Annotated in this window: 23 protein-coding genes; 7 read left to right on the plus strand and 16 right to left on the minus strand. The window is 50.0% G+C overall.

Features of this window, described 5'->3' with window-relative positions; all coding sequences use genetic code 11:
* Positions 1 to 1,591: 1,591 nt before the first annotated feature.
* The 10 genes from H503_RS0102990 to dpaL all read right to left on the minus strand — a co-directional run bounded on the left by H503_RS0102990 (position 1,592) and on the right by dpaL (position 13,951).
* Positions 1,592 to 3,079 carry an aldehyde dehydrogenase family protein gene (locus H503_RS0102990; protein WP_009016126.1) on the minus strand — a complete coding sequence of 496 codons (1,488 nt, stop codon included), beginning with the start codon at positions 3,077 to 3,079 and terminating at the stop codon, positions 1,592 to 1,594.
* 278 nt (positions 3,080 to 3,357) lie between these two features.
* Positions 3,358 to 4,731 (minus strand): aminopeptidase, encoded by a 1,374-nt coding sequence (locus tag H503_RS0102995; protein WP_016459663.1) that lies wholly within the window; start codon positions 4,729 to 4,731, stop codon positions 3,358 to 3,360.
* A gap of 273 nt (positions 4,732 to 5,004) precedes the next feature.
* On the minus strand, positions 5,005 to 5,793 hold the full coding sequence (locus H503_RS0103000) for an enoyl-CoA hydratase-related protein (protein WP_009016124.1): 789 nt from the start codon (positions 5,791 to 5,793) through the stop codon (positions 5,005 to 5,007).
* 15 nt (positions 5,794 to 5,808) lie between these two features.
* Positions 5,809 to 6,666, minus strand: a complete 858-nt coding sequence (locus H503_RS0103005) for a 3-hydroxybutyryl-CoA dehydrogenase (protein ID WP_009016123.1) — start codon at positions 6,664 to 6,666, stop codon at positions 5,809 to 5,811.
* A gap of 249 nt (positions 6,667 to 6,915) precedes the next feature.
* On the minus strand, positions 6,916 to 8,070 hold the full coding sequence (locus H503_RS0103010) for an acyl-CoA dehydrogenase (protein WP_009016122.1): 1,155 nt from the start codon (positions 8,068 to 8,070) through the stop codon (positions 6,916 to 6,918).
* Positions 8,071 to 8,112: 42 nt separating this feature from the next.
* Entirely contained in the window at positions 8,113 to 9,294 is a 1,182-nt protein-coding gene (locus tag H503_RS0103015; protein WP_009016121.1) for an acetyl-CoA C-acetyltransferase, read from the minus strand.
* 421 nt (positions 9,295 to 9,715) lie between these two features.
* Positions 9,716 to 10,084 carry a RidA family protein gene (locus H503_RS0103020; RefSeq protein ID WP_026385426.1) on the minus strand — a complete coding sequence of 123 codons (369 nt, stop codon included), beginning with the start codon at positions 10,082 to 10,084 and terminating at the stop codon, positions 9,716 to 9,718.
* 25 nt (positions 10,085 to 10,109) lie between these two features.
* A complete protein-coding gene (locus H503_RS0103025) occupies positions 10,110 to 11,267 on the minus strand; it encodes a M20 aminoacylase family protein (protein WP_009016119.1) in 1,158 nt (385 codons plus the stop codon).
* A 12-nt stretch (positions 11,268 to 11,279) separates the two neighbouring features.
* Positions 11,280 to 12,659 carry an alanine/glycine:cation symporter family protein gene (locus H503_RS0103030; protein WP_009016118.1) on the minus strand — a complete coding sequence of 460 codons (1,380 nt, stop codon included), beginning with the start codon at positions 12,657 to 12,659 and terminating at the stop codon, positions 11,280 to 11,282.
* Between the two features lie 104 nt (positions 12,660 to 12,763).
* A complete protein-coding gene (dpaL, locus tag H503_RS0103035; RefSeq protein WP_026385427.1) occupies positions 12,764 to 13,951 on the minus strand; it encodes a diaminopropionate ammonia-lyase in 1,188 nt (395 codons plus the stop codon).
* 222 nt (positions 13,952 to 14,173) lie between these two features.
* Here dpaL and H503_RS0103045 point away from each other — a divergent pair, with 222 nt between their 5' ends.
* Positions 14,174 to 15,100 carry an AraC family transcriptional regulator gene (locus H503_RS0103045; protein WP_009016116.1) on the plus strand — a complete coding sequence of 309 codons (927 nt, stop codon included), beginning with the start codon at positions 14,174 to 14,176 and terminating at the stop codon, positions 15,098 to 15,100.
* Positions 15,101 to 15,209: 109 nt separating this feature from the next.
* Here H503_RS0103045 and H503_RS0103050 read toward each other — a convergent pair whose 3' ends face one another.
* On the minus strand, positions 15,210 to 16,436 hold the full coding sequence (locus H503_RS0103050; RefSeq protein ID WP_014128275.1) for a Zn-dependent hydrolase: 1,227 nt from the start codon (positions 16,434 to 16,436) through the stop codon (positions 15,210 to 15,212).
* 178 nt (positions 16,437 to 16,614) lie between these two features.
* Between H503_RS0103050 and H503_RS0103055 the strand changes: the two genes are divergently transcribed.
* Positions 16,615 to 17,541, plus strand: a complete 927-nt coding sequence (locus H503_RS0103055; protein WP_022227274.1) for an AraC family transcriptional regulator — start codon at positions 16,615 to 16,617, stop codon at positions 17,539 to 17,541.
* A gap of 257 nt (positions 17,542 to 17,798) precedes the next feature.
* On the opposite strand, the gene H503_RS0103060 is transcribed toward H503_RS0103055, so the two are convergent.
* From H503_RS0103060 to H503_RS0103080, 5 genes are read right to left on the minus strand one after another with little or no spacing between them, the layout of a single operon-like run.
* A complete protein-coding gene (locus tag H503_RS0103060; RefSeq protein ID WP_009016113.1) occupies positions 17,799 to 18,188 on the minus strand; it encodes a hypothetical protein in 390 nt (129 codons plus the stop codon).
* Positions 18,189 to 18,197: 9 nt separating this feature from the next.
* Positions 18,198 to 19,727, minus strand: a complete 1,530-nt coding sequence (locus H503_RS0103065) for a hypothetical protein (protein WP_009016112.1) — start codon at positions 19,725 to 19,727, stop codon at positions 18,198 to 18,200.
* Positions 19,728 to 19,751: 24 nt separating this feature from the next.
* Entirely contained in the window at positions 19,752 to 20,384 is a 633-nt protein-coding gene (gene nth / locus H503_RS0103070; RefSeq protein WP_014128273.1) for an endonuclease III, read from the minus strand.
* Positions 20,384 to 21,745, minus strand: a complete 1,362-nt coding sequence (locus H503_RS0103075; RefSeq protein ID WP_021736770.1) for a PFL family protein — start codon at positions 21,743 to 21,745, stop codon at positions 20,384 to 20,386. Before H503_RS0103075 ends, nth begins: the two co-directional genes overlap by 1 nt.
* A gap of 17 nt (positions 21,746 to 21,762) precedes the next feature.
* Positions 21,763 to 22,032 carry an ACT domain-containing protein gene (locus H503_RS0103080; protein WP_009016109.1) on the minus strand — a complete coding sequence of 90 codons (270 nt, stop codon included), beginning with the start codon at positions 22,030 to 22,032 and terminating at the stop codon, positions 21,763 to 21,765.
* A gap of 288 nt (positions 22,033 to 22,320) precedes the next feature.
* Between H503_RS0103080 and H503_RS0103085 the strand changes: the two genes are divergently transcribed.
* From H503_RS0103085 to H503_RS11745, 5 genes are all read left to right on the plus strand, one after another.
* Positions 22,321 to 23,190, plus strand: coding sequence for a phosphoribosylaminoimidazolesuccinocarboxamide synthase (locus H503_RS0103085; RefSeq protein WP_009015501.1), 870 nt, complete (start codon positions 22,321 to 22,323; stop codon positions 23,188 to 23,190).
* Between the two features lie 243 nt (positions 23,191 to 23,433).
* Complete coding sequence (locus H503_RS0103090) at positions 23,434 to 23,874, plus strand: MarR family winged helix-turn-helix transcriptional regulator (RefSeq protein WP_009015502.1); 441 nt, start codon at positions 23,434 to 23,436, stop codon at positions 23,872 to 23,874.
* Between the two features lie 13 nt (positions 23,875 to 23,887).
* Entirely contained in the window at positions 23,888 to 24,385 is a 498-nt protein-coding gene (locus H503_RS0103095) for a GNAT family N-acetyltransferase (RefSeq protein ID WP_016459668.1), read from the plus strand.
* Positions 24,386 to 24,457: 72 nt separating this feature from the next.
* Positions 24,458 to 24,769 carry a hypothetical protein gene (locus H503_RS12680; protein WP_248604828.1) on the plus strand — a complete coding sequence of 104 codons (312 nt, stop codon included), beginning with the start codon at positions 24,458 to 24,460 and terminating at the stop codon, positions 24,767 to 24,769.
* A gap of 6 nt (positions 24,770 to 24,775) precedes the next feature.
* Positions 24,776 to 25,678, plus strand: coding sequence for an MFS transporter (locus H503_RS11745; RefSeq protein ID WP_248604829.1), 903 nt, complete (start codon positions 24,776 to 24,778; stop codon positions 25,676 to 25,678).
* The last annotated feature ends 111 nt before the right edge of the window (positions 25,679 to 25,789 follow it).

The following is a 25,789-nucleotide window of genomic DNA, read 5'->3' on the forward strand; positions in this document are numbered from 1 at the left end:
CTCATCCACCACCAAAAGGACTTGCCTTCTGCTTTGCAGAATCAAGTGGCTTTTGGTCCCCCGCCTTGGCAAGGCGGAACGGCTTTCGCCGTCTCCAAGGCGAAAACACGAAGAGGAAAACATAGAGGCAAACGATTGGAACGCAAAAGATTGGAAGACAAAAAAACATAAGAGAAGCCCAAAACCGGACGTAGACGTAGGTTCGGTTTTGGGCTCTTATCTTATATTCGGTTTTTGTAAGAGGCTGATCCTTTGAAATAGAAAGCACAATGGCGCTTAGAACGATCCACTTCCGGTCTTTTCCCTTAAAACTCGATGCGCAGCATCAATCCGCCTTGGTAAGGCGGATCGGCTTTTGCCGTCTCCATGGCGAAAGCACGGTGGCAAAAGACCGTAAGAAAAATCGGCAAGGTAAGCCCTAACCCGGACGCAGTCGTAGGCTCGGTTTTGGGCTATTAGCTTTTTATAGCCATTGTAAGAGGCGGGTCTTTTTGAAACGTAGAAATCACGATAACAGCTGGAACATCCTGTGTACAGCCATTTGCCTTAGGACTCGATGCGCGGCATCGATCCGCCTTACCATGGCGAAAGCACGGTGGCAAAAGACCGTAAGAAAAATCGGCAAGGTAAGCCCTAACCCGGACGCAGTCGTAGGCTCGGTTTTGGGCTATTAGCTTTTTATAGCCATTGTAAGAGGCGGGTCTTTTTGAAACGTAGAAATCACGATAGCGGCTGGAACATCCTGTGTACAGCCATTTGCCTTAGGACTCGATGCGCGGCATCAATCCGCCTTGGTAAGGCGGGGGACCGAAAGCCGCATGTTGCCTCATTCTAATGAGGCAAGCATGCCCTTTCGGTGGTGGATGAGGAAGGCCAGTGACGTTTCCTTGCGAGCGGTTAGCGAGGCAGATTCGCCCGGAGTTCTGAGGCTGCTTTGGAGCGCAGCGGAAAGCCAAAGAACATGTTTGAGGGCGAATTAAGTTCGGACCCGTTCCCCCGTCAGGGGGCGGTTTGGGTCCGAGCGTCATCCCCTATTGACTCCGGATAAAAAAGACGGCAGAAAGCACCCATGCGTTACCTATCGTAAATCGTGAAACAATCCTTCAGACGACAGGTCATGCCCCATTGTTTCCATAGATTTTTCTATCGAACAGCCAGTGGAGGCCCCTCGTGCAGAAAATCGACGCAATCTGGGCCCCGATTGTCCTCTGTGCAATGAACCCAGATTCGTCCTCATCGTTAATATCGATAAAGAATTAGCAGCCATAGTCTTGGGTCATCTTGTATGCATCGCATTCAGCGGTAACTGCGCCAGTAGGATGCCCAATCTTTCTATATTCCCTTAAGTATGGAGAATGAAATTTTTTTGTGCAATAGCTGATTTACTCAAAATAGGTTACACTCCTCGAAATTGATTTATATCCACGTGACAAAGGCTATTGCAACGGAAACGGCAGTCCGTTTTGACGCACTCCTGAATAAGGTCCTTCAAACAAAAAATACCCCGTGATTGACTCACGGGGATATTTTGTGCACTTTTCAACAGGGTTTTCAGCAAACGCCGCATAAACTGTTGCTACTTTTTCCAAAATCATTTCACGTCATACATCCCACTCACCCCTTCACGCAGGTTGATGAGAATGTTCTTCAACTGACTGTAATGTTCCAAGAGGACTTTGTGGGTTTCCCGGCCAATCCCGGATTTTTTGTAGCCGCCAAAAGGTGCGCCGGCGGGCAGGTCGTTATAGGTGTTGACCCACATCCGTCCCGTGCGGACGGAACGGGCCACTTTGAGGGCCGTATCGATGTTCTTTGTGAAGACGGCACCGCCTAGACCGTATTCACTGGCGTTTGCAAGGTCAATCACTTCGTCAAGGGTCTTGAATTTCTGGATGACCACAACGGGGCCAAAGATTTCTTCCTGGCAGACGCGGCAGTCATTGGTATGGCTGATGAGGATGGTTGGTTTCATGAAAAAGCCTTTATCACAGCCATTTTCGGTGTAGCGTTCGCCGCCTGTCACAAGTTCTGCCCCTTCTTCCACGCCGATTTTGACATAGTTCAGGACTTTTTCCTGCTGGGAACGATAAATCTGGGCGCCCAGCTGGGTATTCGGGTCTGTCGGATCCCCGATCCGGACATGTTCAAAGGTGTCTTTCAGGTGGCTGACAAATTCATCAAAGATGCCTTCCTGGACAAAGAGACGGGAACCGGCACAGCAGACCTGGCCCTGATTGAAGAGGATGCCCTTGCAGGTACCGTCAATGGCTTGCTTAAGGTCAGCGTCATCAAAAACGATATTCGCCGATTTACCGCCAAGTTCCAAGGTCACAGGAATCAGTTTGTCACAAGCGGCCTGATAGACGCCGTGACCGACTTCTGTGGAACCGGTAAAGGCCAGCTTATCAAGGTCCGGATGATCCAGGAGCCACTGACCGCTGCGGGAACCTTTGCCGGTAATGAGGTTCACGACCCCTTTGGGCAGGACGCCGTCAATGAGGCGAAGCAGTTCCAGCAGGGACAAAGAGGTATGGGAAGACGGCTTAATGACAACCGTATTGCCTGCAGCAAGAGCCGGTGCAAGCTTCCAGCAGGCCATGGTAAAGGGGAAGTTCCAAGGGATGACCTGACCGACGACACCTACAGGTTCATGGAGAACAAGGGACATGGTGTTGTCGTCAAGCATGGTGGCAGAGCCTTCCCATGCGCGCAGGCAGCCCGCAAAATAACGGAAGTGATCCGAGCCTAAAGGAATATCAGCGGCCATGGTCTCACGGATGGGTTTGCCGTTGTCGAGGGTCTCCACAAGGGCCAGCCGTTCCTTATTCTCATCGATGATGTCCGCAATCTTAAGGAGCAGGTTCTGACGCTCAATGGGAGAGGTTTTGGACCAGCTGGGGAGTGCCTCACGGGCCGCCTTGACGGCGCGGTCCACGTCTTGTTTGGTGGCTTCGGCGCACAGAGCCAAAGCTTCCCCATTGGCTGGATTATGGGCGGCAAACGTAGTTCCGTCTGAGGCGGGTACAAATTCACCGTTGATGTACAGACCATATTCTTTTAAAAGATCGACTTTTTGCATCGTTCATGCTCCTTTCAAGTTTGCATCACTATCATAAAAACTACTTTTGATCATTGGATTTGTTAGGTTATCCATCCACCGTTTAACTTGTGTGGATGGATGAACATATTATACTATACCTTTTTGAGTTACAGTTCATTTTTCACAGAAAACCCAACATTTTGTTTTTTAATGCTTTTATAATTTTAAGAATCATTATTATCTATGTTTCCCCAGTTCCTTCCCTTATCAAAAAAACACTGCCTCCGAAGAAGCAGTGTTCGTTCAGTCATGTTCAGTTACTTGCTTTCAAAAAAGACTTTGTAGCCCAGGTAGGTTTCGTACGCATCAGCTTTTGACAGGAGATCGTAGGGAGAATGCATGCTCAGCATGGCGGTTCCGCAGTCAACGACTTCGCAGCCCCAATCAGCCATCATGAAGGCAATGGTTCCGCCGCCGCCCTGGTCCACCTTGCCTAGTTCGCCAATCTGCCAAGCTACACCGCCATCATTAAAGATTTGACGGACTTTTTGGATGAATTCGCTGTTGGCGTCATTGCTGCCGGCTTTACCGCGAGCCCCCGTGTATTTGGTCAAGGCAAGGCCATAGCCGCAGAGAGAAGAATTATCTTTCTCCGTTACTTCAGGGAACATGGGATCAAGGCAGCTATTGACGTCGCCAGAGAGCATTTCGCTCTTTTCCATGGTTTCGTAAAAGTCCAGCAGGGCCCCGCTGCCCTGGAGGGCCAGCATCTTCATGACAAACTTCACAAAATAGGAGCTCATCATACCTGTGTTCCCGTAGGACCCGATCTCTTCTTTATCCGTAAAGAGGGCCACTTGGGTCTTGGTCCCCGGTTTGGCGGCAAGCAGGGCTTCCAGGTTGGCGTAGGAGCAGACACGGTCGTCCTGGCCATAGGCCGCTATGAGGGAACGATCAAAGCCGACATCACGGCTTTTCATGGCCGGTACCAATTCGAGTTCAGCCGTCGTGAAATCTTCTTCCGTTATGCCATAGGTCTTTTTGAGGAGATTCAAGATGGCGTCCTTGACTTTCTCCTCTTTTCCAGCATGGGAGCCGATGATGGCCTGAAGCTGTTCCCCAGTCACGCCTTCGGCCATGGTCTTTTTCATCTGGTCCTGGGCCATGTGGATCAACAGGTCCGTAATGTAAAAGACGGGATCATTTTCGTCCATGCCGATATTGACCTCGATCTTCTTGCCTTTTTGCGTATAGATGACGCCGCACAGGGCCAGGGGAATGCAGGGCCACTGATACTTCTTGATGCCGCCGTAGTAATGGGTACGGAAGTAGACAAGGCCATCCTGCTCATGGACGGGGTTACCTTTAAGGTCAAGGCGCGGTGCGTCAATATGGGAGCCCACAATCTTCAGCCCTTCCTTGACGGGTTCTTTGCCGATCACGGCAAGGATGACTGATTTGCCTTTTTGGTTCCAATAGACCTTATCTCCCTCATGAAGGGCCTTCAGGTCGTAGAGGGGCTTGAATCCCTTTTTTTCGGCCGCTTCTATGATGAAATTGACGGACTGCCGTTCCGTGCGGGCTTTGTCAAGAAAAGCTTTATATTTCTCGCCATAGGCCATTACGGCTTTTTTCTCGCTGTTATTCATGCGCTGCCATACGGATTCGGTTCTGCTGTATGTTGTTTTCATGATGTTCCTCCTCACAATATGATGAGAAAAGTATAACACAGGTTAAGGATGAAGGGAAAGGGATTTGATCTTTGATGGCGCGCTGCTTTCTCAGCCAGGTTGATGCCTGACGCGCAGCTAGTGGCTGATTCCCACCGAAAAGCCTGTTCAATCGGCCTTACCGAAAAGTAGGATTCCTTTTCCTCGCTACGCAAAACGGGTTGCCCTCTCATACAAAAAGACCATGAAGCACCACGCTTCACGGTCTTTTTATCATCGCTTGCGCGATGTTTGTTACCGGTTGGTAAAGACAGGTTTTCTCTTTTCGAGGAAGGCTGCCATGCCTTCTTTTTGGTCGCGCGTAGCAAAGCAGGATCCGAAGACCTGTGCTTCGTAAGCAAGACCGCTGCGCAGGTCCATGTTCATGCCCGTATTGATGGCATTTTTTGCAGATGCAATGGCCATCGGAGCTTTGCTCATGATCTTGCGGAGAATGGCTTCGCATTCTGGGATGAGGTTTTCCTGAGTCGTAATGCGGTTGATGAGACCAATCCGCAGGGCTTCTTCAGCGTCAATCATGGACCCGGTATAAATCATCTCTTTTGCTTCGCCCGTCCCGATAAGGCGGGCCAGACGCTGGGAGCCACCGAATCCCGGAATGATGCCGTAGTTGACTTCCGGCTGACCAAATTTGGCGTTGTCGGAAGCAAAACGGAAATCACAGGCAAGGGCCAGTTCGCAGCCGCCGCCCAGGGCAAATCCGTTGATGGCTGCTACGACAGCAACAGGGATGCGTTCAATGGCGTTAAAGACAGCATGACCAAGGACGGAGAAGCAGCGGGCTTCCGTTACGGTCATTTTGCTCATGGCGCCAAGGTCAGCACCAGCAACAAAGGATTTGGGGCCGGCACCGGTAATGAGGACGGATTTTGTCGCAACGTCAGAAGCCAGGCGATTGAAACAGTCCTTCATTTCTTCCAGGGTCAGCGTGTCCAGGGCATTCAAGGCTTTCGGACGGTTGATGGTTACCGTCGTGATGCCGTCTTCTGCTGTATTAACAAGCAGGTTCTTGTATTCATACATCCTGTTCACCGCCCATCATTTCTTGTAATCGTAGAATCCTTTGCCGGTCTTGCGTCCCAGATAACCAGCTTCGACCATCTTGCGGAGCAGCGGGCACGGACGGTATTTCGGATCACCAAATTCCTTGTAGAGGACTTCCATGATGGCAAGGACCGTATCGTTGCCGATAAGGTCAGCAAGGGCGAGAGGTCCCATCGGATGGTTGAAGCCGAGTTTGGCAACGGCATCGATGTCTTCCGCGCTGGCAACGCCTTCCATCAGGGTAAAGATGGCTTCGTTCAGCATAGGGATCATGATCCGGTTGCCGACAAATCCAGCAGAATCCTTGACGGCTACAGGGGTCTTATCAAGGGCTGCAGCCAGGTCATACACTTTTTTGAAGGTATCGTCGCTCGTAGCAAGGCCGCGGGTGACTTCTACCAATTTCATGACAGGAGCCGGGTTAAAGAAGTGCATGCCGATGAATTTATCAGCTCTCTTCGTGAACCCGCCAAGCATGGTGATGGAAACGGAAGACGTGTTGCTGGCAATGATGGCATCTTCCGGGCAGAGTTCATCAAGGGTCTGGAAAATGTCTTTTTTGATCTTGACGTTTTCCGTAGCTGCTTCAATAGCCAGATGAACGTTGCAGGTTTCCTTCGTCATCTCAACAACACCGGTGATACGGCCCAGGGTCGCTTTTTTCTCATCTTCGGTGATGCGGCCTTTTTCTACGCTGCGCGTAAGGTTCTTTTCAATATTTTTGATCCCGCGGTCAACAAATTCTTGTTTGATATCGCGGAGTACAACCTCTACACCATGAGCAGCCATGACTTGTGCAATGCCGCTGCCCATTTGACCAGCGCCGATAACCATAACTTTCTTTAATTCCATAACTGAATATCTCCTTTTAAGGTAAATTCATGCAGTGGATAGCTGCATGGGAAACAGTGCCGCGAAAGGTTTTGGAAGCAAGCGCAGCTTCCGGGTCCTGTCAGTATACCCGCAGCGATCCCTCTGCACCCTCTAATGTGCAGAAAGATATTTACAACTTTTCAGAGAACGATTGATACTTTATATCCCCCGTCCCCATAGGGGGCGAGGGATCAAAGTGTCATCAATCAGCAGGAATGCCGAGCGAGATTATTTCTTCTTTTTGTCGCTCAAGAGATCACGGGAGATGACCATACGCTGAACTTCGTTGGTGCCTTCGTAGATCTGGGTGATCTTAGCGTTACGCATATAGCGTTCAGCCGGATAGTCAACGGTGTAGCCGTAACCACCAAAGATCTGGACAGCATCAGTCGTAACTTCCATGGCAACGTCGGAAGCAAAGCACTTAGCCATAGCAGCGGCTGCAGAGTACGGTTTGCCTTCGTTCTTCAGGTTAGCTGCACGATAAACGAGCAGACGGGCAGCTTCGATCTTCATGGCCATATCAGCCATCTTGAAGCTCAGGGCCTGGAATTTGCAAATGCTGCGGCCGAACTGTTCACGTTCCTTGGAGTATTTCACAGCAGCGTCGAGGGCGCCCTGTGCGATACCCAGAGCCTGCGCGGCAACGCCGATACGGCCGCCGTCCAGGGTCTGCATAGCAATCTTGAAGCCTTCGCCTTCTTTGCCGAGCAGATTTTCTTTAGGAACTTCGCAGTCTTCAAAAATCAATTCAGCTGTCAGGGAGGTGTGACCGCCCATCTTGTCTTCGATCTTGCCGAAGCGGAAGCCAGGCATGCCTTTTTCTACGATGAAAGCGGAAATGCCGTGTACGCCAGCGCTCTTATCGGTCATAGCAAAGATGACATAGGTTTCAGCTTCGCTGCCGTTGGTGATGAAGATCTTGGAGCCGTTCAGGATGTATTTGTCACCCTTCAGAACAGCCGTGGTCTGCTGAGCGGAAGCATCCGTACCAGCGGACGGTTCGGTCAGGCCGAAAGCACCAATGGTGCGGCCTTCGCAGATCGGGGTCAGGTATTTTTGTTTCTGTTCTTCCGTACCGAACATGTAGATCGGCGTTGCGCACAGGGAAACGGAAGCGGAAAGGGTGATACCCGTACCATCATCGACTTTGGACATTTCTTCAACAGCCAGGATGTAGCTGAGAACGTCCATGCCAGCTCCGCCGTATTCTTCAGGGAAGCAGATGCCTTGGAAGCCATTTTCGATCATTTCGTTGATGATCTTGCGGTCCCAAACGTGGTTCTTGTCTCTTTCTTCAATGGTCGGAGCCAGGAATCTTTCTGCAAAGTCAGCAGCCTGCTCCTTAATCATTTGTTGGTCTTCAGTCAGATTAAAATCCATGAATCATTCCCTCTTTCTCCACTTTTTTTAAGTGATTGATGATTATAACATTTCCACAACAGCAGACGTACCCATACCGCCGCCGATGCAGAGCGTTGCCAGGCCAAGCTTCTTGTCGCGGTTTTTCAGTGCGTACAGAAGCGTTACAAGAATGCGGGCGCCGGAAGCCCCAATCGGGTGACCGAGGGCAATGGCACCGCCATTGACGTTGACTTTATCAGGATCGAAGTTCAGCTCACGGCCGACTTCTACGAACTGAGCAGCAAACGCTTCGTTGGCTTCGATGAGGTCAAGGTCCTTGACTTCCAGACCTGCCTTGGAGAGGGCTTTGCGGCTTGCAGGGATAGGCCCAATGCCCATGATGGCAGGATCGACACCGGCAGAAGCATAGGACAGGATCTTCGCCATCGGTTTGATGCCGAGTTCCTGTGCTTTTTCCGCGCTCATGATGACAAGGGCGGCAGCCCCGTCGTTCAGACCGGAAGCGTTGCCAGCCGTGACCGTGCCGCCTTGTTTAAAGGCAGGACGCAGTTTGGCCAGGATTTCCGTCGTGGTTCCTTCACGCGGGAATTCATCCGTATCAAATACGGTTTCGCCCTTTTTGGTTTTGATGGTAACAGGAACGATTTCGTCCTTGAAAGCACCGCTCTTGATGGCCGCAATGGCTCTTTGCTGGGAACGGGCAGAAACTTCGTCCTGGTCTTCACGGGTTACGCCGAATTTTTCAGCGACGTTTTCGGAAGTGATGCCCATGTGATAGTTATTGAACGCATCCCACAGACCATCCTTGATCATGACATCGACGAGTTTGCTGTCGCCCATACGCAGACCCCAACGAGCTTTGCCGCTGGTAACAAAAGGAGCGTTGGACATGCTTTCCATACCGCCGGCAACGACGATGTCGTTATCGCCAGCCAGGATGGACTGAGCAGCCAGTTCCACACATTTCAGGCCGGAACCGCAGACTTTATTGACAGTAAAAGCAGGAACTTCAATAGGCAGGCCAGCTTTGATGGATGCCTGACGAGCAGGGTTTTGGCCCAGTCCAGCTTGGAGGACGTTACCAAAAATGACTTCGTCAACTTTTTCACCAGGGACATTAGCTCTTTTCAGGGCTTCCTTGATGACAATTGCACCGAGTTCAGGGGCAGACAGGGGAAGCAGGCTGCCACCAAATTTGCCGATAGCCGTTCTTACAGCACTTGCAATTACAACTTCGCGCATAACTAAATCATCCCTTCTTCAACAAGTTGTCGGTGACCTTTTCACCGATAAGTGAAGGCCGCCTTAACAGGTAAGGACATATATGAACCAAGGCTCATATTTTCAGGTTTCACTTATGTATTTAATTATACACTAATTATGATTTGAATGGAACGGGAAAACCAAAAATTGTGAAAATTACGAGGAAATCGAAGAAAAAACCTTGAATAGGGCGAAAAAAACAGGCCCCCTCCCCTTCCTTTCCCTGTCTTTTTCCTGCAGGGACTTCTCTTTTTGTCCTTAGTGCAACGTCGTTCCAAGGTGTCTAAAAGGGGCTGTGACGAAATGAGAAGTGCTCATTTTTCACAGTCCCTTTTGGGGATAGGTGTTCAATTGCAATGAGGGGGGGATTCTAGCCATTGCTCCTTCATAAAGGACCTACTTATTTTTCGGCAATGGCCTCAATTTCACAGGCCGCGCCCTTTGGCAGATCCTTCACGGCCACACAGCTTCTCGCTGGATAGGACGTGAAATACGCGGCGTACACTTCATTAAAGGCGGCAAAATCCTTCATATCCGCCAAAAAGCAGGTGATCTTGACGACTTTTTCCAGGCTCGTGCCAGCCGCTTCCAAAATGGCTGCCACGTTTTTGCAGCTCTGATGGGCCTGTTTTTCGATGCCATCAGGAACCAGTCCCGTTTGAGGGTCGACGGGAATCTGCCCGCTTGTAATGACAAATCCATTGGTTTCAAAGGCCTGTGAATAAGGGCCAATGGCACCGGGAGCTTTTTTCGTTTCAATTTTACGCATTGGGGTTCTCCTCTCAAATTACTTATTATACAGCGAGACGATCTTCCACAAGGGTTTTGAAGAACTTGACCCCCGTGAGGATGACATCATCGTTGTAATCGAATTGAGCATTGTGAAGCATGTAGTTTTGTCTGTCTTTCTTGCCGCTGCCAAGGAAGACAAAACAGCCCGGTACTTTGGTGAGGAATTTACCAAAGTCCTCGGAAATCATGACAGGCTGGCAGTTTTCCTTGACCTTGTCGGCACCTACCGCCTTACGGGCTGCTGCAGCTGCATGGGCGGCGCATTCAGGCCAGTTGACCGTCGGTGCAAATTCATGGGTATAGCTGAATTCACTGGCTGCCCCGGCCATAGCGCAGGCATGCTCCACAATGGTCCGCATGCGGATTTCAATGAGGGCCTGCATCTCAGGCGACGTGCTGCGCGTATCACCGGTCATGACGATGTTCGACGGAATGGCATTATGAGCGCCATCCGTATGAAGTTCTGTCACGGACACGACGGCCGGTTCCAAGGGATTGGCATTTCTTGAGACAATGGTCTGGAGGCCCAAGATGATCTGGGCCGCCGGAATGAGGGGATCGATGCCCACATGGGGGCTTGAGGCATGACCGCCGCGGCCATGGATCTTGATGGTAAAGTTATCCTCGCTTGCCATGATCCCGCCGGGACGGGTATGGATCTCGCCTTCGGGTAGGAAAGGAATATTATGAAGGCCATAGATTTCATCGACGGGATACTTTTCAAAAAGGCCATCATCAATCATGGCCTTGGCCCCTTTTCCAGGTTCTTCGGCAGGCTGGAAGATGGCCCGGACCGTGCCATTAAAATTCTTTGACTCGGCAAGTAGGGTCATAGCACCCAAAAGGATCGTCATGTGGCCGTCGTGGCCGCAGGCATGCATTTTTCCAGGATTCTGGGATTGATAAGTGGGGGTTCCCACTTCTTTGACGTTAATGGCATCCATGTCAGCTCGCAAGCCAATCACTTTTTTCCCGTCGCCCACGGTAAGATCTGCAACAACGCCCGTACCGCCAATACCTTCATGGACAGTGCAGCCCATAGCGCGCAACTTATCGGCAACAAAACGAGCCGTTTCGACTTCTTCAAAGGCCGTTTCTGGGTGGGCATGAAGAGTATGCCGCCACGAAATAAGAGTTTCCTTTACTTTTTGTTCATCCATTAGACTTCCTCCTTACCTAGGTTGACTGCCTTCTGCTTCCCAGCTTGGGATCTTTCCTTCCTTTAATTTTTCCAAATAATCCTTAAGAACATGGACCACGTCCCCCTTCATCTTGAGCAAGGCGTAAACATTAAATAAAACAAGGAAGGCCACACCAAAGTCCACAAAGTCCCACAAATCATCAAGCTGCATCATGGAACCCACGATGATGAGGAGTAAAACCAAGATTTTAAACATCTTGACATACCTTTCCACTTTTTCCGGAGTCTCCTTAAATAGATAGCGAACACTCACCTCTCCATAGAAGACATCGGCAATGATGGTTGTAAAGCAGAAAAGAAAGGTCATGAGCATGACAAAGTAATTGCCAAAACTGCCAAGGTTTGCAGAAAAGGCCGCTTGAACAAGATTGACCCCGATGGCTCCAGAGTGAAGGACACCAGATAACAGAATGGCAAAGCCTGTGCAGCTGCAGATGACGATGGTCGTCATAAAGGTCCCGAACATGGCGGCAAAGCCCTGCATGGCAGGATGTTCGACTTTCGCAGACGCATGCATGGCAGCGGCGCAGCCATTTCCCGCATCGTTGGAAAAAAGGCCGCGGGCTACGCCGTTACGAACAGCTTCTTTGATGGTATAGCCTACAGCACCGCCAGCGGCAGCTTCTGTTGTAAAGGCCGACGACATGATTTGCGCAAAAAGCGCAGGAATCTGGGCGAAATGAGTGATGACGATATAGATGACGCCCAGTAAATAGATGACAGCCATGAATGGAACTACAAGAGAAGCCGTCTCTGTAATCCGTTTAACTCCGCCCAGCACAACGAGGGCGGTCAACAGGGCGACGCCAATACCAAGGACCCAGATAGGAAGAGGATAAATGACGGTCACAGCCGAAGCAATAGAATGGGTCTGGAGCATAACAATGGCAATCCCCATGGTAAAGACCGTAAAGGCTGCATAGAGGCAAGCCAATGTTTTGTTGTGAAGTCCCTTCGTCATGTAGTAAGGTGCACCGCCGTAAAAGTTCCCATCGGGACTTTTTTCATGGTAAAGCTGCCCCAGAACGGCTTCAGCAAAGGAGATGACCATACCAAAAAGGGCTGTGATCCACATCCAAAAGAGAGCTCCAGGGCCGCCCGCTAAAAGGGCACTTGCCACCCCCACAAGGGACCCGGTCCCAACCTGACCGCCAACGGTAGCACAAAGGGCACTGAAGCCGGAAATCCCACCTTCGCCGTTCATATTGGCCTTGAGGGAGTCCCAGATCTTGCCAAATTGGGTGAGCTGGGGAAATCCTGTAGCTATGCTGTAGACAAGCCCCGTTCCTAAAAGGATGATGGAAAGGACATATCCCCACATAAGAGAGTTGAATTCACTGATGAAGGCCATTTTTATTCACCACTTTCCTAAGTCTATAAGGGGAATTCTTCTTACTAGGTAAAGCAAAGGGTGCAGTCAGCCTGTCATGCTATGCTGCACCGCATTGTGCGTCATCAGGAATGGTTCATGCCATCCCAGACGACCTTCCGATAATTCTCTTGGTCCGTATCTCCTTCCGTACTGATGCACAGGACAATGGACTGAGCCGTGAGCCCCAATGCATGCTTCATACCCGTAAGCTCGGGATCGACCATGAGGCGGTACACAAGCCCCATTGTCACGGCGCCGCTTTCACCTGAAATAATGGCAGGATCTCCTTTTGCGGGGTTTCCCAAAAGCCGCATGCCGAAAGCCGCTACACTGTCGTCAACAGAAAAGAAGTGGGAAGCATGATGCTTGATAACATCCCAGCCCAAGGTACAGACTTCGCCGCAGCAGAGCCCCGCCATCATGGACGCAAGATTACCGGTTACAGCGTGGAGCTTGCCATCATTGGCCGCAGCCGTTTTATACAGGCAGCTCGCCGCTTTGGGCTCGACAATAGAAAGCCGGGGCATGTTCTTTCCATAATAGCGGGCCAAAAAGCCCGTAATGGACCCTGCCATAGCTCCGACGCCGGCTTGCAGAAAGACGTGGGTAGGAACGACGTCCTTTAGGTCCTCCACAGCTTCATGGGCCATGGTCATATAGCCCTGCATGATCCAACGGGGAATCGTTTCATACCCTTCCCATGCCGTATCCTGGACCAGGATCCAGCCTTTTTCTTCTGCCATACGACTTGCCAGGCGGACCGTGTCGTCATAGTTGACACTCGTGATTTCCGCTTCGGCACCTAGTTTCCGAATGTTTTCCAGGCGTTCCCTGCGGGAGCCCTTCGGCATGTAGATGACGGCCTTTTGTCCCAAGTGCTGGGCGGCCCAGGCAACGCCCCGTCCATGATTGCCGTCTGTCGCGGTTACAAAGGTAAAGGTGCCGCGGGCAATGGAAGTCAGATCATCCATGGCTTTTCCCGTCTTTTCCGCAAGGACTTTAGCAAGGGCATAGCTTCCGCCAAGTCCCTTGAAGGCATTGAGGCCGAAACGGTAACTTTCATCCTTGACGTAAAGCCCTTTAAGTCCCAAGATTTTTGCCGTTTTTGCGAGGTTTCTCAGCGGGGTCTTCGCATACCCGTCCAAAGTCTTATGGAAGGTACGGACCTTTTCTGCCTCTTCCGTGGAAAAAGGCGCATCCCAGGTCCCGCATTTTCCATCGCTGGAATAAGAAGTCATGGTAATTGTCATAATCTTCATCCTCTCTTTCATACTTTCTTTTCTTGCAAAGTAAGGGTGATATCGCTGTTTTTCCTTACGATTCCTAAAAATTTTCGTTTTTGTTAAATTCAGTATATTTCCAATTCTTCCTTAATTCTATGTAAATCATCCTCATTTATATCTAAATCTTCCCAAATTTCTTTTTTCCCTTGGAATTTTTGTAGTATACTGTCAGTAAAGAAGCCAAGCAAAAAGAAAAGGAGGTGCCCTCTTATGGGAAAACCATCCATCCCGCAGATTCGCTTGGGCGGCTCCCAATACACCATTGAGCCAACGGCTGACGCCGAGGAGCGGATTCCTTATCCTTATAAGGAACTGCCTATTGCCATGTTCAAGCAGATGTATCGGCCCCTTTTGGGCGATCAGATTCCTATCCACTGGCATGAGGGAATGCAGCTTTTATGGGTCTATGAAGGCACCCTCTCCTATCGCGCCAACGGAACGGAATTTCCTTTGGACCGCAACAAACTCCTTTTCATCAACCATGGCATCCTGCATAGTTCCCGTCCTGTCGGCACAAAGGTCAGGACCCTGTGCATTGACTTTGGAAAAGAACTTTTTCCTCCCGCCCTTTGGCAGCGCTTCCTGGAGCCCTTTGTGGAAAATCCGCATTGTACTTATGAACTGCTCCCCCTTGATGCGGCAGAAGTGGAAAACCTAATCGGCTACATCAATCAGACGGATGACGAGTTGATTCTTTTTTCCGTCACGGCCTTCATCCTCACCATCATGGAGCGGGTCATGAAGACCTTTACAGGTACGGGAGAATCGAGAAATACGGAAGAAACCATGCTATTTGACGGGCTTCTTTCCTATATCAAGGAGCATTTTACCGAATCCATCAGTCTCGCTCAGCTCTCCGGTGTCTCCCACCTCAATAAGAACAAACTGACCGAACTCTTTCAAAAGTACACGGGCATGCCGCCCATCCTCTTTCTCAATACGTATCGCCTTGATGAAGCGCGGACCCGGCTCCTGCAATCAGACCGCAGCGTATCGGAAATCAGTGAAGATATCGGCTATGACCAGGTCAGCCATTTCATCCAACAGTTCAAGAAACGCTATGGCCTGACGCCGCTCCAGTATCGGAGGGCCTATGGCGAAAAGAAAGAGAAGAAAGCAAGGAACAATTTACTATAGAAAAATACTCCCCGTTTCCCCAATAGGAAACGGGGAGTATTTCTTATGGATTCACTAGTGTGTTAGATAAGCATGCAAAACAATTTCGCTTCTCTGCTCTATTTTTCCCTTAAGCAAGAAGCAGTTCAGCAACAATATCAAGGAACACATTGGCGCCACCGACGAGGTCCTCATCACGGGTATATTCCTTCGGATTATGGCTGATTCCCTTCACGCTCGGCACAAAAATCATGGCAGTCGGGCAGATGCGGGCCATCATTTGGGCATCCTGACCGGCGCCGCTTGTCATCCGGCAATGGCTGAGGCCTCTTTTTTCTGCCATTTTCTCCGTAATCTTGCAGATGCCGTTATCAAATTCAACCGGTTCGAACCGAACCAAGCGTTCCGTATGGATTTTCACGTGGTCCGTTTCTTCCAGTTTCTTTAGATAAGCAGCAAGTGCCATTTCTTCTTCCTTTAGTTTTTCTTCATTCGGGTTCCGCACATCCACCGTAAAAACAGCCTTGGAAGGAATGACGTTAACCGCGTTCGGTTCAAGGGCCATGGTCCCCACGGTGCAGACGGTCTTACCGCTGGAAGCAAGGCAGCGTTCCCGCATAAAGACATTGACTTTGGAAGCGGCAAGGCCTGCGTCAATGCGCATATCCGTTGGCGTCGTTCCTGCATGGTTGGCCGCTCCCTCGATGCTAATGCGCTGCCAGGAAATGCCTTGGAGGTTTTCAACGGCGCCAATAGAAATGCCTTTGGCATCCATGATGGGACCCTGCTCAATGTGCAGTTCGATGAATGCATAGGGTTTGATGAAACCGGGATCAACCGTTCCGCCGTACCCAATACGAGTCAATTCATCCCGCAGGATGGTTCCATCGGTTCCTACGCTGTCAAGGGCTTCGTCAAGGGATAGGTCGCCGGCATAGACCAAGGAACCCATCATGTCCGGCTGGTAACGAACGCCCTCTTCATTTGTAAACGCACCGACAACAAGCGGCCGTTTGAGCGCAGCCTTTTGTTCCTTCAAGGTGCGGACGATTTCGATGCCAGTCAAAACACCGTAGCAGCCATCATATTGTCCGGCATTGATGACCGTATCAATATGGGAGCCAATCATGAGAGGCGCTTCCTTCCTATTTTCTTCCGTTTGCCAAATGCCAAAGATATTCCCGATACGATCCACAACAACATCAAGACCGGCTTCCCTCATTTGCTTTACAACAAAATCACGGCCTTCTTTTTCCGCGTCCGATGCTGCAAGCCTCGTCCGTTCTCCAGATGCATCAATGCCAATTTTTCCCAGCATAAAGATTGAATCCAGCAGTCTTTCCTTATTGATGTCCATAATTGCCACTCCTTTTCTTTTCTAGGGCATTCGAATTTTTACTAAATTCAGTATATTTCCATTTAACCATAGTTTCTATGTCAATCATCCCCATTTTTATCAAATTCTTCCCAAATTACAGGGACACCTCGCGAGATTATGCTATACTGGTAAAAAGCAGTAAAGGAGAGTGAATCCCATGGCTCAATCGTCATTTCCCCAATGCCGACGTGAAGGCGTCCAGTATCGGATTTCGACAACCGAAAATGCACAGGAAGAAATTTGGTATTCCCAGAATGAAATTCCCATTGCCATGTTCACACAGCGTTACCAGCCCCATCTAGGGGACCATATTCCGATTCACTGGCACCAGGAAATGCAGTTGCTTTGGGTCTATGACGGCACACTTTCCTACCGCGTCAACGGCATGGAGTTTCCCCTTGACCGCAGCCAGCTTCTTTTCATCAATGATTCCATCCTGCATAGCTCCCATCCGATTACGACGGAAGTCAAGACATTATGCATCAATTTTAGAAAGGACATCTTTCCCTCTGCCCTTTGGAACCAGTTCTTGCGCCCCCTTACGGAAAATCCTTACTGCACGTATGAACTCATCAATCTAAATGCCCAATCCCTTGAGAAACTCGGCCGCTTTATCCACCATGTCGATGATTCTACAGGTCTTTTTTCCGTCACAACCTTTATTATGGAAGTCATGGAAGAAATCATGGAGACTTTTGAAGAAAGCGGTGAAGCAAAAAATACGGAAGAACGCGTGCTTTTTGATGGGATTCTCTCCTTCATCAAGGACCATTTCAGCGAATCCCTCACCATTTCACAACTGTCAACAGCCGCCCATCTCAATAAAAACAAACTGACGGCACTCTTCCAGAAATATACAGGCATGCCGCCCATCCATTTTCTTAACACCTATCGTCTTGATGAAGCACGGACCCAGCTCCTTAAGTCAGCTCGGAGCGTATCCGAGATCAGCGAGGATGTTGGCTATGGGCAGATCAGTCATTTTATCCAGCAGTTCAGGAAACGGTATGGCATGACGCCTCTGCAGTATCGGCGAACCTACAGTGGCAGAGATGAGCGCTATGAAATCACGTCACTGCTGTAGTGTGAGGTGTAGAGTTTACTTTTTCCCGCGTATGGATTGCGCTGGTTTGTGGCTGCGGCGATTCCTTACAGCTAAAGATTAATCTGTTGGTAACGGAAACAGGTTACTGGCAGGTCTTTTCGCCAGCCAAAAAGGCGCGGATCCATCCTAACAGATGTCGCTTATGCCGCACTTCCTATTTTTCAGCATAGACGCAAAAAGAGCCCTGAAGAAATGACACGTTCATTTCTTCAGGGCTCCTTTTTATAAGGGCTGCTTTACCGCAGTCCAATCAGCCGCAAGACAAAAAAAATGGCGGCAATGATGATGAAGTACCCCACAAAAGGAAGCATAAGGGAAAGAAAGACGGGGATAAGAAGGACCAAAAAGACGATGATGCCCACGGCAACAAGTCCCAGATGGCCCAAAAGGAAGTTCAGGACCCGCAAGCGGAAAGGTTTTGCTTCTTCCTGGGCCTGTTTCAGGTCATCCTGGTCCATCACGCGATATGTATCCGAATCGGGAACCTGATCGATGGTCACGCCTTCAAAAGCGTCCCGTTCATCTTCCGTCAGGACTTCAGCGGCAATATCGTCATTGGGCGTATGGCAATTGGGACATTCCGCCAAATGATCGGGATATTCCAAACCGCAATGAGAACAGATCATGGTTTCCTCCTACGATAAATTGCTGAACATCATCATATATCCCACTTCCGTCAGATAGCGGGGATCGGATGGTTCCAGGGAAAGGGCGCTGCGGATGGTCTGGTAGGCTTCGGCAATATGATGCTGCGGAAGGCCCAGGGATTCAGAGAAGAAAGGTTTCTTCTGGGCAGCCCGTTTTTCATTGATTTCAAGGAAGTTTTCAAAAATACCGGCGGCCCAGCGTTCCGGCCCAAGGGCAGAAAGGTTGGGATCCGTCTTCAAAAAATCATGCCACAGCCGGCGAGCAAAATAAAACTCCGTAATGCCAAAACCCGCAGCGGCCATGATTTCCTTGACGGCCTGTTCCGACCGGTCCAGCGCGGGGGTCATGCGGGGCGGTTTATAGTCCTTGATGGCCGTCTTATAGGGAAACGCCACAGCGGCAGGATTATTTGACACAAGGGAAACAATCCTGCGGACAAAAAGAGGATTGGCCGCCATGAAGTCACTCCACGTAAGATCAGGGCCCTGAATCAGGAACCAATCCAGACATTGCTGCAGGATGGTATGAAGCTTATTTCTTGAAAGGGGGGACAGGCGGAAACTCTTTTCATAGTTCATGCACAAACTTTGGTTCTGGAAGATATTGCCCAAAATGACGTCCCCCAAGTCATGATGACTTGCCATTTCCGGGGTCATATTGACATAAAAGTGATCCCCCGTCATCAGGTCTTCTGCCAGGCAGCGCGTTTCATCAAGGACCTCACCGAGGACAAATAGACGCAGGCGGGCACGGCTCAGTTCATAGGCAAGGGTTTCGTAATGTGTGCCGCTGTGTTCGGCAAAAAATGAAATGGGGGTATCGGCCGTATCCATGGTCCGATAATTAAAAAGAAAGTAATCCCAGAAGCCTTTCCAGAAGTCCGTTTCTTCCGGTCCTTCAAGGTCCAGGCGGCCTTCGGCATGCCGGTAGAGCCGCATGGCGCGGTCAAGGTCCGGCGTAAAGCGGCTTGTCTGGAAGAACATGTTGATTTCTCCCATGATTTCCTCAAGTCCCACACCGGCATGCAGGAAGATGTTGCCTTCCGGGGGTGGGCCAACCCACGTTTCCCATTCCTCCTCCCCTTTTTGCAGCTGTCCGTGGCATGTCACAATGGCCACGGTCCCATCTTCATTTAAAAGGGTTTTCGCTGCAAGGTGCGGCGCCAGGACGCTCATGAGAACGCCGCGTTCCTTCATAAGGACAAAGAAACGCTCCAGTGTGTCAAGGAACGCCTTGATTGCGTCGTACGTCCCCATGAATTCAACAATATAGCGGCAGGCCCAAATCACGCAGCCTACAAGGATTTCCTCCGTTACATCCTGCATCTCCAACATATCATTTTCCAGATAGATGCAGAAGATGCTGAGATTGTCCCACTCTTTTTGAAGGGCCTTGTCATCCATGCCCTGCCAAGCACATTTGCGGATATAGGTTTCAACGTCATCCCGGGGTATGACCATGTTCCAGCCGTCGTCGTTCGTATAAAAATCGTTGATGTAATCGTAGACGTTATCCATTTGGGATTTCCTAACTGAAATTGATTATTCCATCACCCGTGAAGGACAAAGATCCAAAACGGGGCACTCGCTGCAGCGGGGGTTAGGGGCCTTGCAGACCTTACGGCCATGCCAGATGAGCCAGTGATGGGCCTCGCCCCACTTTTCCTTGGGAATCTGCTTTTGCAGGTCATGCTCAGTCTCCAGGGGATCTTTTCCAGCGGAAAGACCCAACCGATGGGAGACACGGAAAACATGAGTATCAACGGCAATGGCCGGTTTTCCAAAGGCCACACTCAGCATGACATCGGCAGTCTTGCGTCCTACACCGGGAAGACTCAAGAGGGCCTTCATCTCCTGAGGAATCTCGGAATGGAAGTCATCAATAAGTTTTCGGCACGTAGCAAGGATATTGCGTGCTTTGGAATGATAAAGGCCGCAGTCATGGATGAGGGCTTCCATTTGTTCAAGGGTCAGGGCGCCCAGCTTCTCCGGCGTATTGTACTTTGGAAAAAGGCGCTTTGTAACAATATTGACCCGTTCATCCGTGCACTGAGCAGAAAGGATGACCGCCACCAAGAGTTCAAAAGGGGTGGTATAATGCAGGGCCGTTCCCTGTCCTTTATAGGTTTCTTCAAGACGTTCCAAGATGAGCTTATTGCGTTCTTTCTTGCGCATCAGTTTGTCAGGCTCCTAACTGGGGCTGGAATGCGCCCACCGCGATGGATAAAGGTATCGGGCTTAAAGGTATTGACGGCAATGATAGGCGCATATCCTAACAGGCCGCCAAATTCAACTTTATCGCCCACGCTCTTGCCCGGTACGGGAATGACGCGAACAGCCGTGGTTTTATTATTGATCATGCCAATGGCCGATTCATCTGCAATGATGGCGGAAATGGTTTCTGCCGTCGTATCGCCAGGAATGGCAATCATGTCAAGACCGACGGAGCAGACACAGGTCATAGCTTCAAGTTTTTCAATAGTGAGGCACCCTTGTTCCACAGCATGGATCATGCCAGCATCTTCACTTACAGGAATGAAGGCACCGGACAGGCCGCCGACATAACTGGAAGCCATGAGACCGCCTTTTTTGACCGCATCGTTCAGCATGGCAAGGGCCGCTGTCGTACCGGGCGCGCCGCAGCATTCCAGACCAATTTCCTCAAGGATGTGGGCCACGCTGTCACCTACAGCCGGCGTTGGGGCAAGGGACAGGTCAATGATCCCGAATTGGGTTCCCAGCCGTTTGGCCGCTTCTTGGGCCACGAGCTGTCCGACGCGGGTAATCTTGAAAGCTGTTTTCTTGATGGTCTCGGCCACGACACCAATATCGGCCCCACGGCAGCCTTCGAGAGCGTGCTTGACAACACCAGGGCCGGAGACACCGACATTGATGACTGTCTCCGGTTCCGTAACGCCGTGGAAAGCGCCTGCCATAAAGGGATTGTCTTGGACAGGGTTGCAGAAAACAACGAGTTTGGCGCAGCCTAAAGCATCCTGATCACGGGTCAAATCGGCCGTTTTTTTGACAACTTCCCCCATGCGGCGCACGGCATTCATGTTGATGCCGGCCTTGGTGGAGCCAACAGCCACGGAAGAACAGACAATATCCGTTGTGGCCAAGGCTTCTGGAATGGAATCGATCAGGATGGAGTCACCATGGGTGCAGCCTTTTTCCACAAGGGCGCTGAAGCCGCCAATGAAGTTGACGCCAACGGCTTTGGCCGCGTCGTCAAGGGCTTTGGCCAGCGGCACGTAGGTATCGGTCTGGCAGGCTTCACCTACAAGGGAAATAGGCGTTACAGAAATGCGTTTATGGATGATGGGCACACCGAGCTCCGCTTCAAGGTTGGTCCCCACCTTGACCAGGTCCTTGGCGCAGCGTGTAATCTTATCATAGATCTTACGGGCGCAGACAGTTACATCAGGGTCGGCGCAGTCGCGCAGGCTGATGCCCATCGTAATGGTTCGGACGTCCAGGTTATTTTCCGTGATCATCCGGGTTGTTTCAAGGATATCGTTTGTGTTGTACAGCATGGAAACCTCCTCAGCAATCAGATCCGGTGCATAGCCGTAAAGATTTCTTCACTCTGGACGCGGATCTCAAGGCCCAGTTCTTTTCCTAAGGCAGCCGCTTTATCCTTTAGGTCTTCAACACAGATGGTGGCTTTGCTCATGTCACCGATCAGCACCATGTTGAAAAAATCATCCGTAATATTTTGATTGATATTGAGGATATTCACTTGATGTTTAGCCAACAGGTCACTGGCCCGAGCAATGATTCCCACTTTATCAATTCCCACAATCGTCATGACAATGCGCATGGTCTCCCATCCTTCCTTAACTAGAACTAAAATAGAGTTGTTCTTTTATTATACGATAGGAATGAAAACTCTTCAACGGATTCAGAACAATGTTTGAAATTCCTTCATACTTTTTCCCCCATCCCAGAAATCATCCAAAAGGGAAAAAGACAAGAAAATGTGTAAGGTCATACAAGCACTTACCTGTTTCATTCTTTACAAACATTTTATAAGAAAATAGAGATATCATTCGACAAATAAAGTTCCTTGTGCTATGATAAGGATACCAAAATACAAGGAGGATGTATCATGCAGGAATATAAACCCTTTAAGTCTGGTAAAGTCCGCGAAATCTACGACATTGGTGACAGCCTTATCATGGTGGCTTCCGATCGCATTTCCGCTTTCGACCACATCCTGAAAAACACCATCACCGATAAAGGGGCCGTCCTGACCCGCCTTTCCAAATTCTGGTTTGAATTCACCAAAGATGTCATTCCGAACCATATGCTTTCCGTAGATCCTGCTGATATGCCGGAATTCTTCCGCACACCGGAATTTGCCGGCAAGAGCATGAAATGCCAGAAGCTCGACATGATTCCTGTAGAATGCATCGTCCGTGGGTATATTACCGGCTCCGGCTGGGAATCCTATCAAAAAAATGGAACCGTCTGCGGCATCACCCTGCCGGCAGGTCTGAAAGAATCCCAGAAACTGGCTGAACCCATCTTCACGCCGAGCACCAAGGCAGAACTGGGTGATCATGATGAAAACATCTCCGAAGCCCAGTGTGTGGAATACCTTGAAAAACGCTTCCCCGGCAAAGGGGCTGAATACACAAAAGCCATCAAAGAGGCGACCATTGCCCTTTATAAAAAATGTGCTGATTATGCCTACACGAAGGGCATCATCATTGCCGATACCAAATTTGAATTTGGTCTTGATGAAAATGGTCAGATCGTCCTTGGCGATGAGATGCTGACGCCGGACAGTTCCCGCTTCTGGCCGCTTGCTGGCTACGAAGTTGGAAAGAGCCAGCCCAGCTACGACAAACAGTATGTCCGTGACTGGCTGAAAGCCAATCCTGACAGCAACTATCTCCTGCCCCAGGATGTCATTGATAAGACCATTGAAAAGTATAAAGAAGCCTACGAAAAGATTACGGGTGAAACATTCTAATAAGAAAACTAACGGCACCGCTTGGCGGTGCCGTTTTTTTTAGGAAAAAGCAGCGAAAGCTGTTCCTGAATAAGCTGAATGGATCCTGATTATGGCAAAAAGGATGAGGGGCCTGGAAGAACCCTAAAAACGGTCCCTTTCCCACCTGTATGGCGCTTCGGCAGTCCTTTTTTTCATCTTGACAAGGCGGATTCTTTCGTTTATCCTATATTTAGTTGAAAGTTCAACTATTAAGGAGGAACCATGAACCTGACCAATGAACTGCTTCGCCATTTGGGCACCATCAGCCGCGTCATCCATTCCCTGATGGATATGAAGTTCCAATCCTATGGACTCAAACGCGGCCAATTTATCTTTTTGACCCGCATCTGTGAAACGCCTGGCCTCTGTCAGACAGACCTGACTGAGCTCGTCAGCGTAGACAAGGGGACAACGGCCAAGGCGGTAAAAAAGCTTGAGGACGCACATCTCATCAGCCGCCGAAAGATAAAGACGGACAAACGGATGTGGCATCTTTATCCAACGGATATCGGAAAGAAACTTTATGAAAAATTGATTGAAGAGGAAAATCGCCAGATTGCAGTGGGTCTTGCGGGGTTTTCCCAGGAAGAGGTCCGGACCCTGCTGGATCTCATGCAGAAACTGAGGACCAATATCCAGATTGATTGGAAAAATCATGAATAAGGAGGCTGGCAGCATGAAACTGGTAAAAGCAGAAAGAACAGATGCCATTCGCATCATGGAAATCATCAACGAGGCCAAGGCTTTTCTAAGGAGTCAGGGCGTCAATCAATGGCAGACGGGATATCCGGCCATGGCGGATATCAACAAGGATTTATCAGACGGCATCGGCTATGTGCTCAAGGATCAGGGACGGATTGTCGGCTATGCCGGCATCGATGCCCGCGGCGAGGCTGCCTATGACACGCTTCAGGGTCACTGGCTCAATGACGAGCCTTATCTTGTCATCCATCGGATGGCTGTCGACTGCACCATCCGCGGCAAGGGCCTTTCCCAGGAAATGTTCAAGGCCTGTGAAAACTTAGCCAGGCGTGAAGGGATTCAAAACATCCGTGTCGATACGGATGAGGACAACAAAATCATGCGCCACATCCTCGAAAAGATGGGGTTCGTCTATACGGGAACAATTTGGTTTGATAATAGCACAAAGATTGCCTTCCAAAAGGTTCTCTGATCATTTAGAGGAATCTTTTCATCCAAGTTTTCCCCTTTATCCTATCTGACTGCGTCTAAACGGAGGTTTTCTATGCAGGCACCCAGTCACCCCGCTTCGGGGCCCTCTCTATTTTTCTGCGGGTTATCCGCCGTCCTCCTTTATGGCATCAGCGGCGGCATCCGCAGCGATATTGGAATCCTTCTGGAGCCACTCAGGGAAGCTACAGGCCTTTCTTATGGGGGCCTGAGTTTTGCCATTGCGGTCCTGCAGCTTTCCTTTGGTCTTTCGCAGCCTTTTTGGGGGCTCCTTGCAGCTAGGCGTTCCCACCGTTTCGTCCTTCTTAGCGGCGTGGGGCTTTTCCTTCTAGGGTTACTGGGGCTGTCCCTCTTCCGCTCCCTTTAGGGCCTTGTGCTCACCCTTGGTCTATGTCTAGGCTGCGGCGCTGGAGCAATCTCATTTGGTCTGCTTCTTGAAACCGTCATTTTCGCCGTAGGACCTCAAAAAGGGGCCCTCATTTCGGGCTTTATCAATGCTGCAGCCGGCCTGGGCTCAACCTTTTTTTCCCCGCTTCTTTCCAGGCTTTCCCTTGTAGGCGGAATCCCGACGGTCTCTGTTGTGCTCAGTCTGATCATGATTGGAACCCTTCCCTTTCTTTTTTATTTGACGCAGCCCCTAAAAAGAATGGTTCTTCAGGAAAAAGGTCCTGTTCCCGAAGCTTCTTTTGGCCTCCTCCTTCAAGGAGCCCTAAAGCGGCCGGAATTTCGATATCTATTGGGAGCATTTACTACTTGCGGCTTTCATATGGCGCTGATTGAAGCCCATCTTTTCTCACAGCTGCTCTCCTATGGTCTTCAAAGGCCACGCGCCGCCCACGCCTTTGCAGCCTATGGTCTGTCAACAGTCATTGGTGCGCTGATTTCCGGATATTTGTCCGGCCATGTTTCCAAAAACCGTCTTCTGACCATTTACTATGGCTTCCGTGCGGGTTTGACAGCCATATATCTCTTTTTCCTGCCAAAAACTTTCCTGTCGGCCCTTTTCTTTTGCATAGGTCTCGGCATGTCCGGCGGGGCCACAGTTACGCCGACGTCAGGAATCGTCACGGAGCGTTTTCCTCTTGCCCAATCGGCAGCACTTGTGGGACTCCTTTTTTTAGGGCATCAGCTAGGCGCCTTTCTCAGTGCATTTTTGGGCGGCATGACCGTGGCTGCAACAGGAAGCTATCAAGGCATCTGGGGAATCGATATCGTGTTTTGTCTTCTGGCGTCCTATCTAAGTGCCAAGATTTTGCCTCATCAACAAGGGAAATAGATTGGATCCAATTGTAAATCATAAATCAAAAAGGTCCCATATGGGGCCTCTTTTTTATGCACTCCCAAATAGAGCATTTCTCATAGAATAAAATAGAAGTTTTCCCGTCCC

It is taken from the genome of Acidaminococcus intestini DSM 21505, assembly GCF_000425045.1.
Classification (GTDB): Bacteria; Bacillota; Negativicutes; order Acidaminococcales; family Acidaminococcaceae; genus Acidaminococcus; species Acidaminococcus intestini.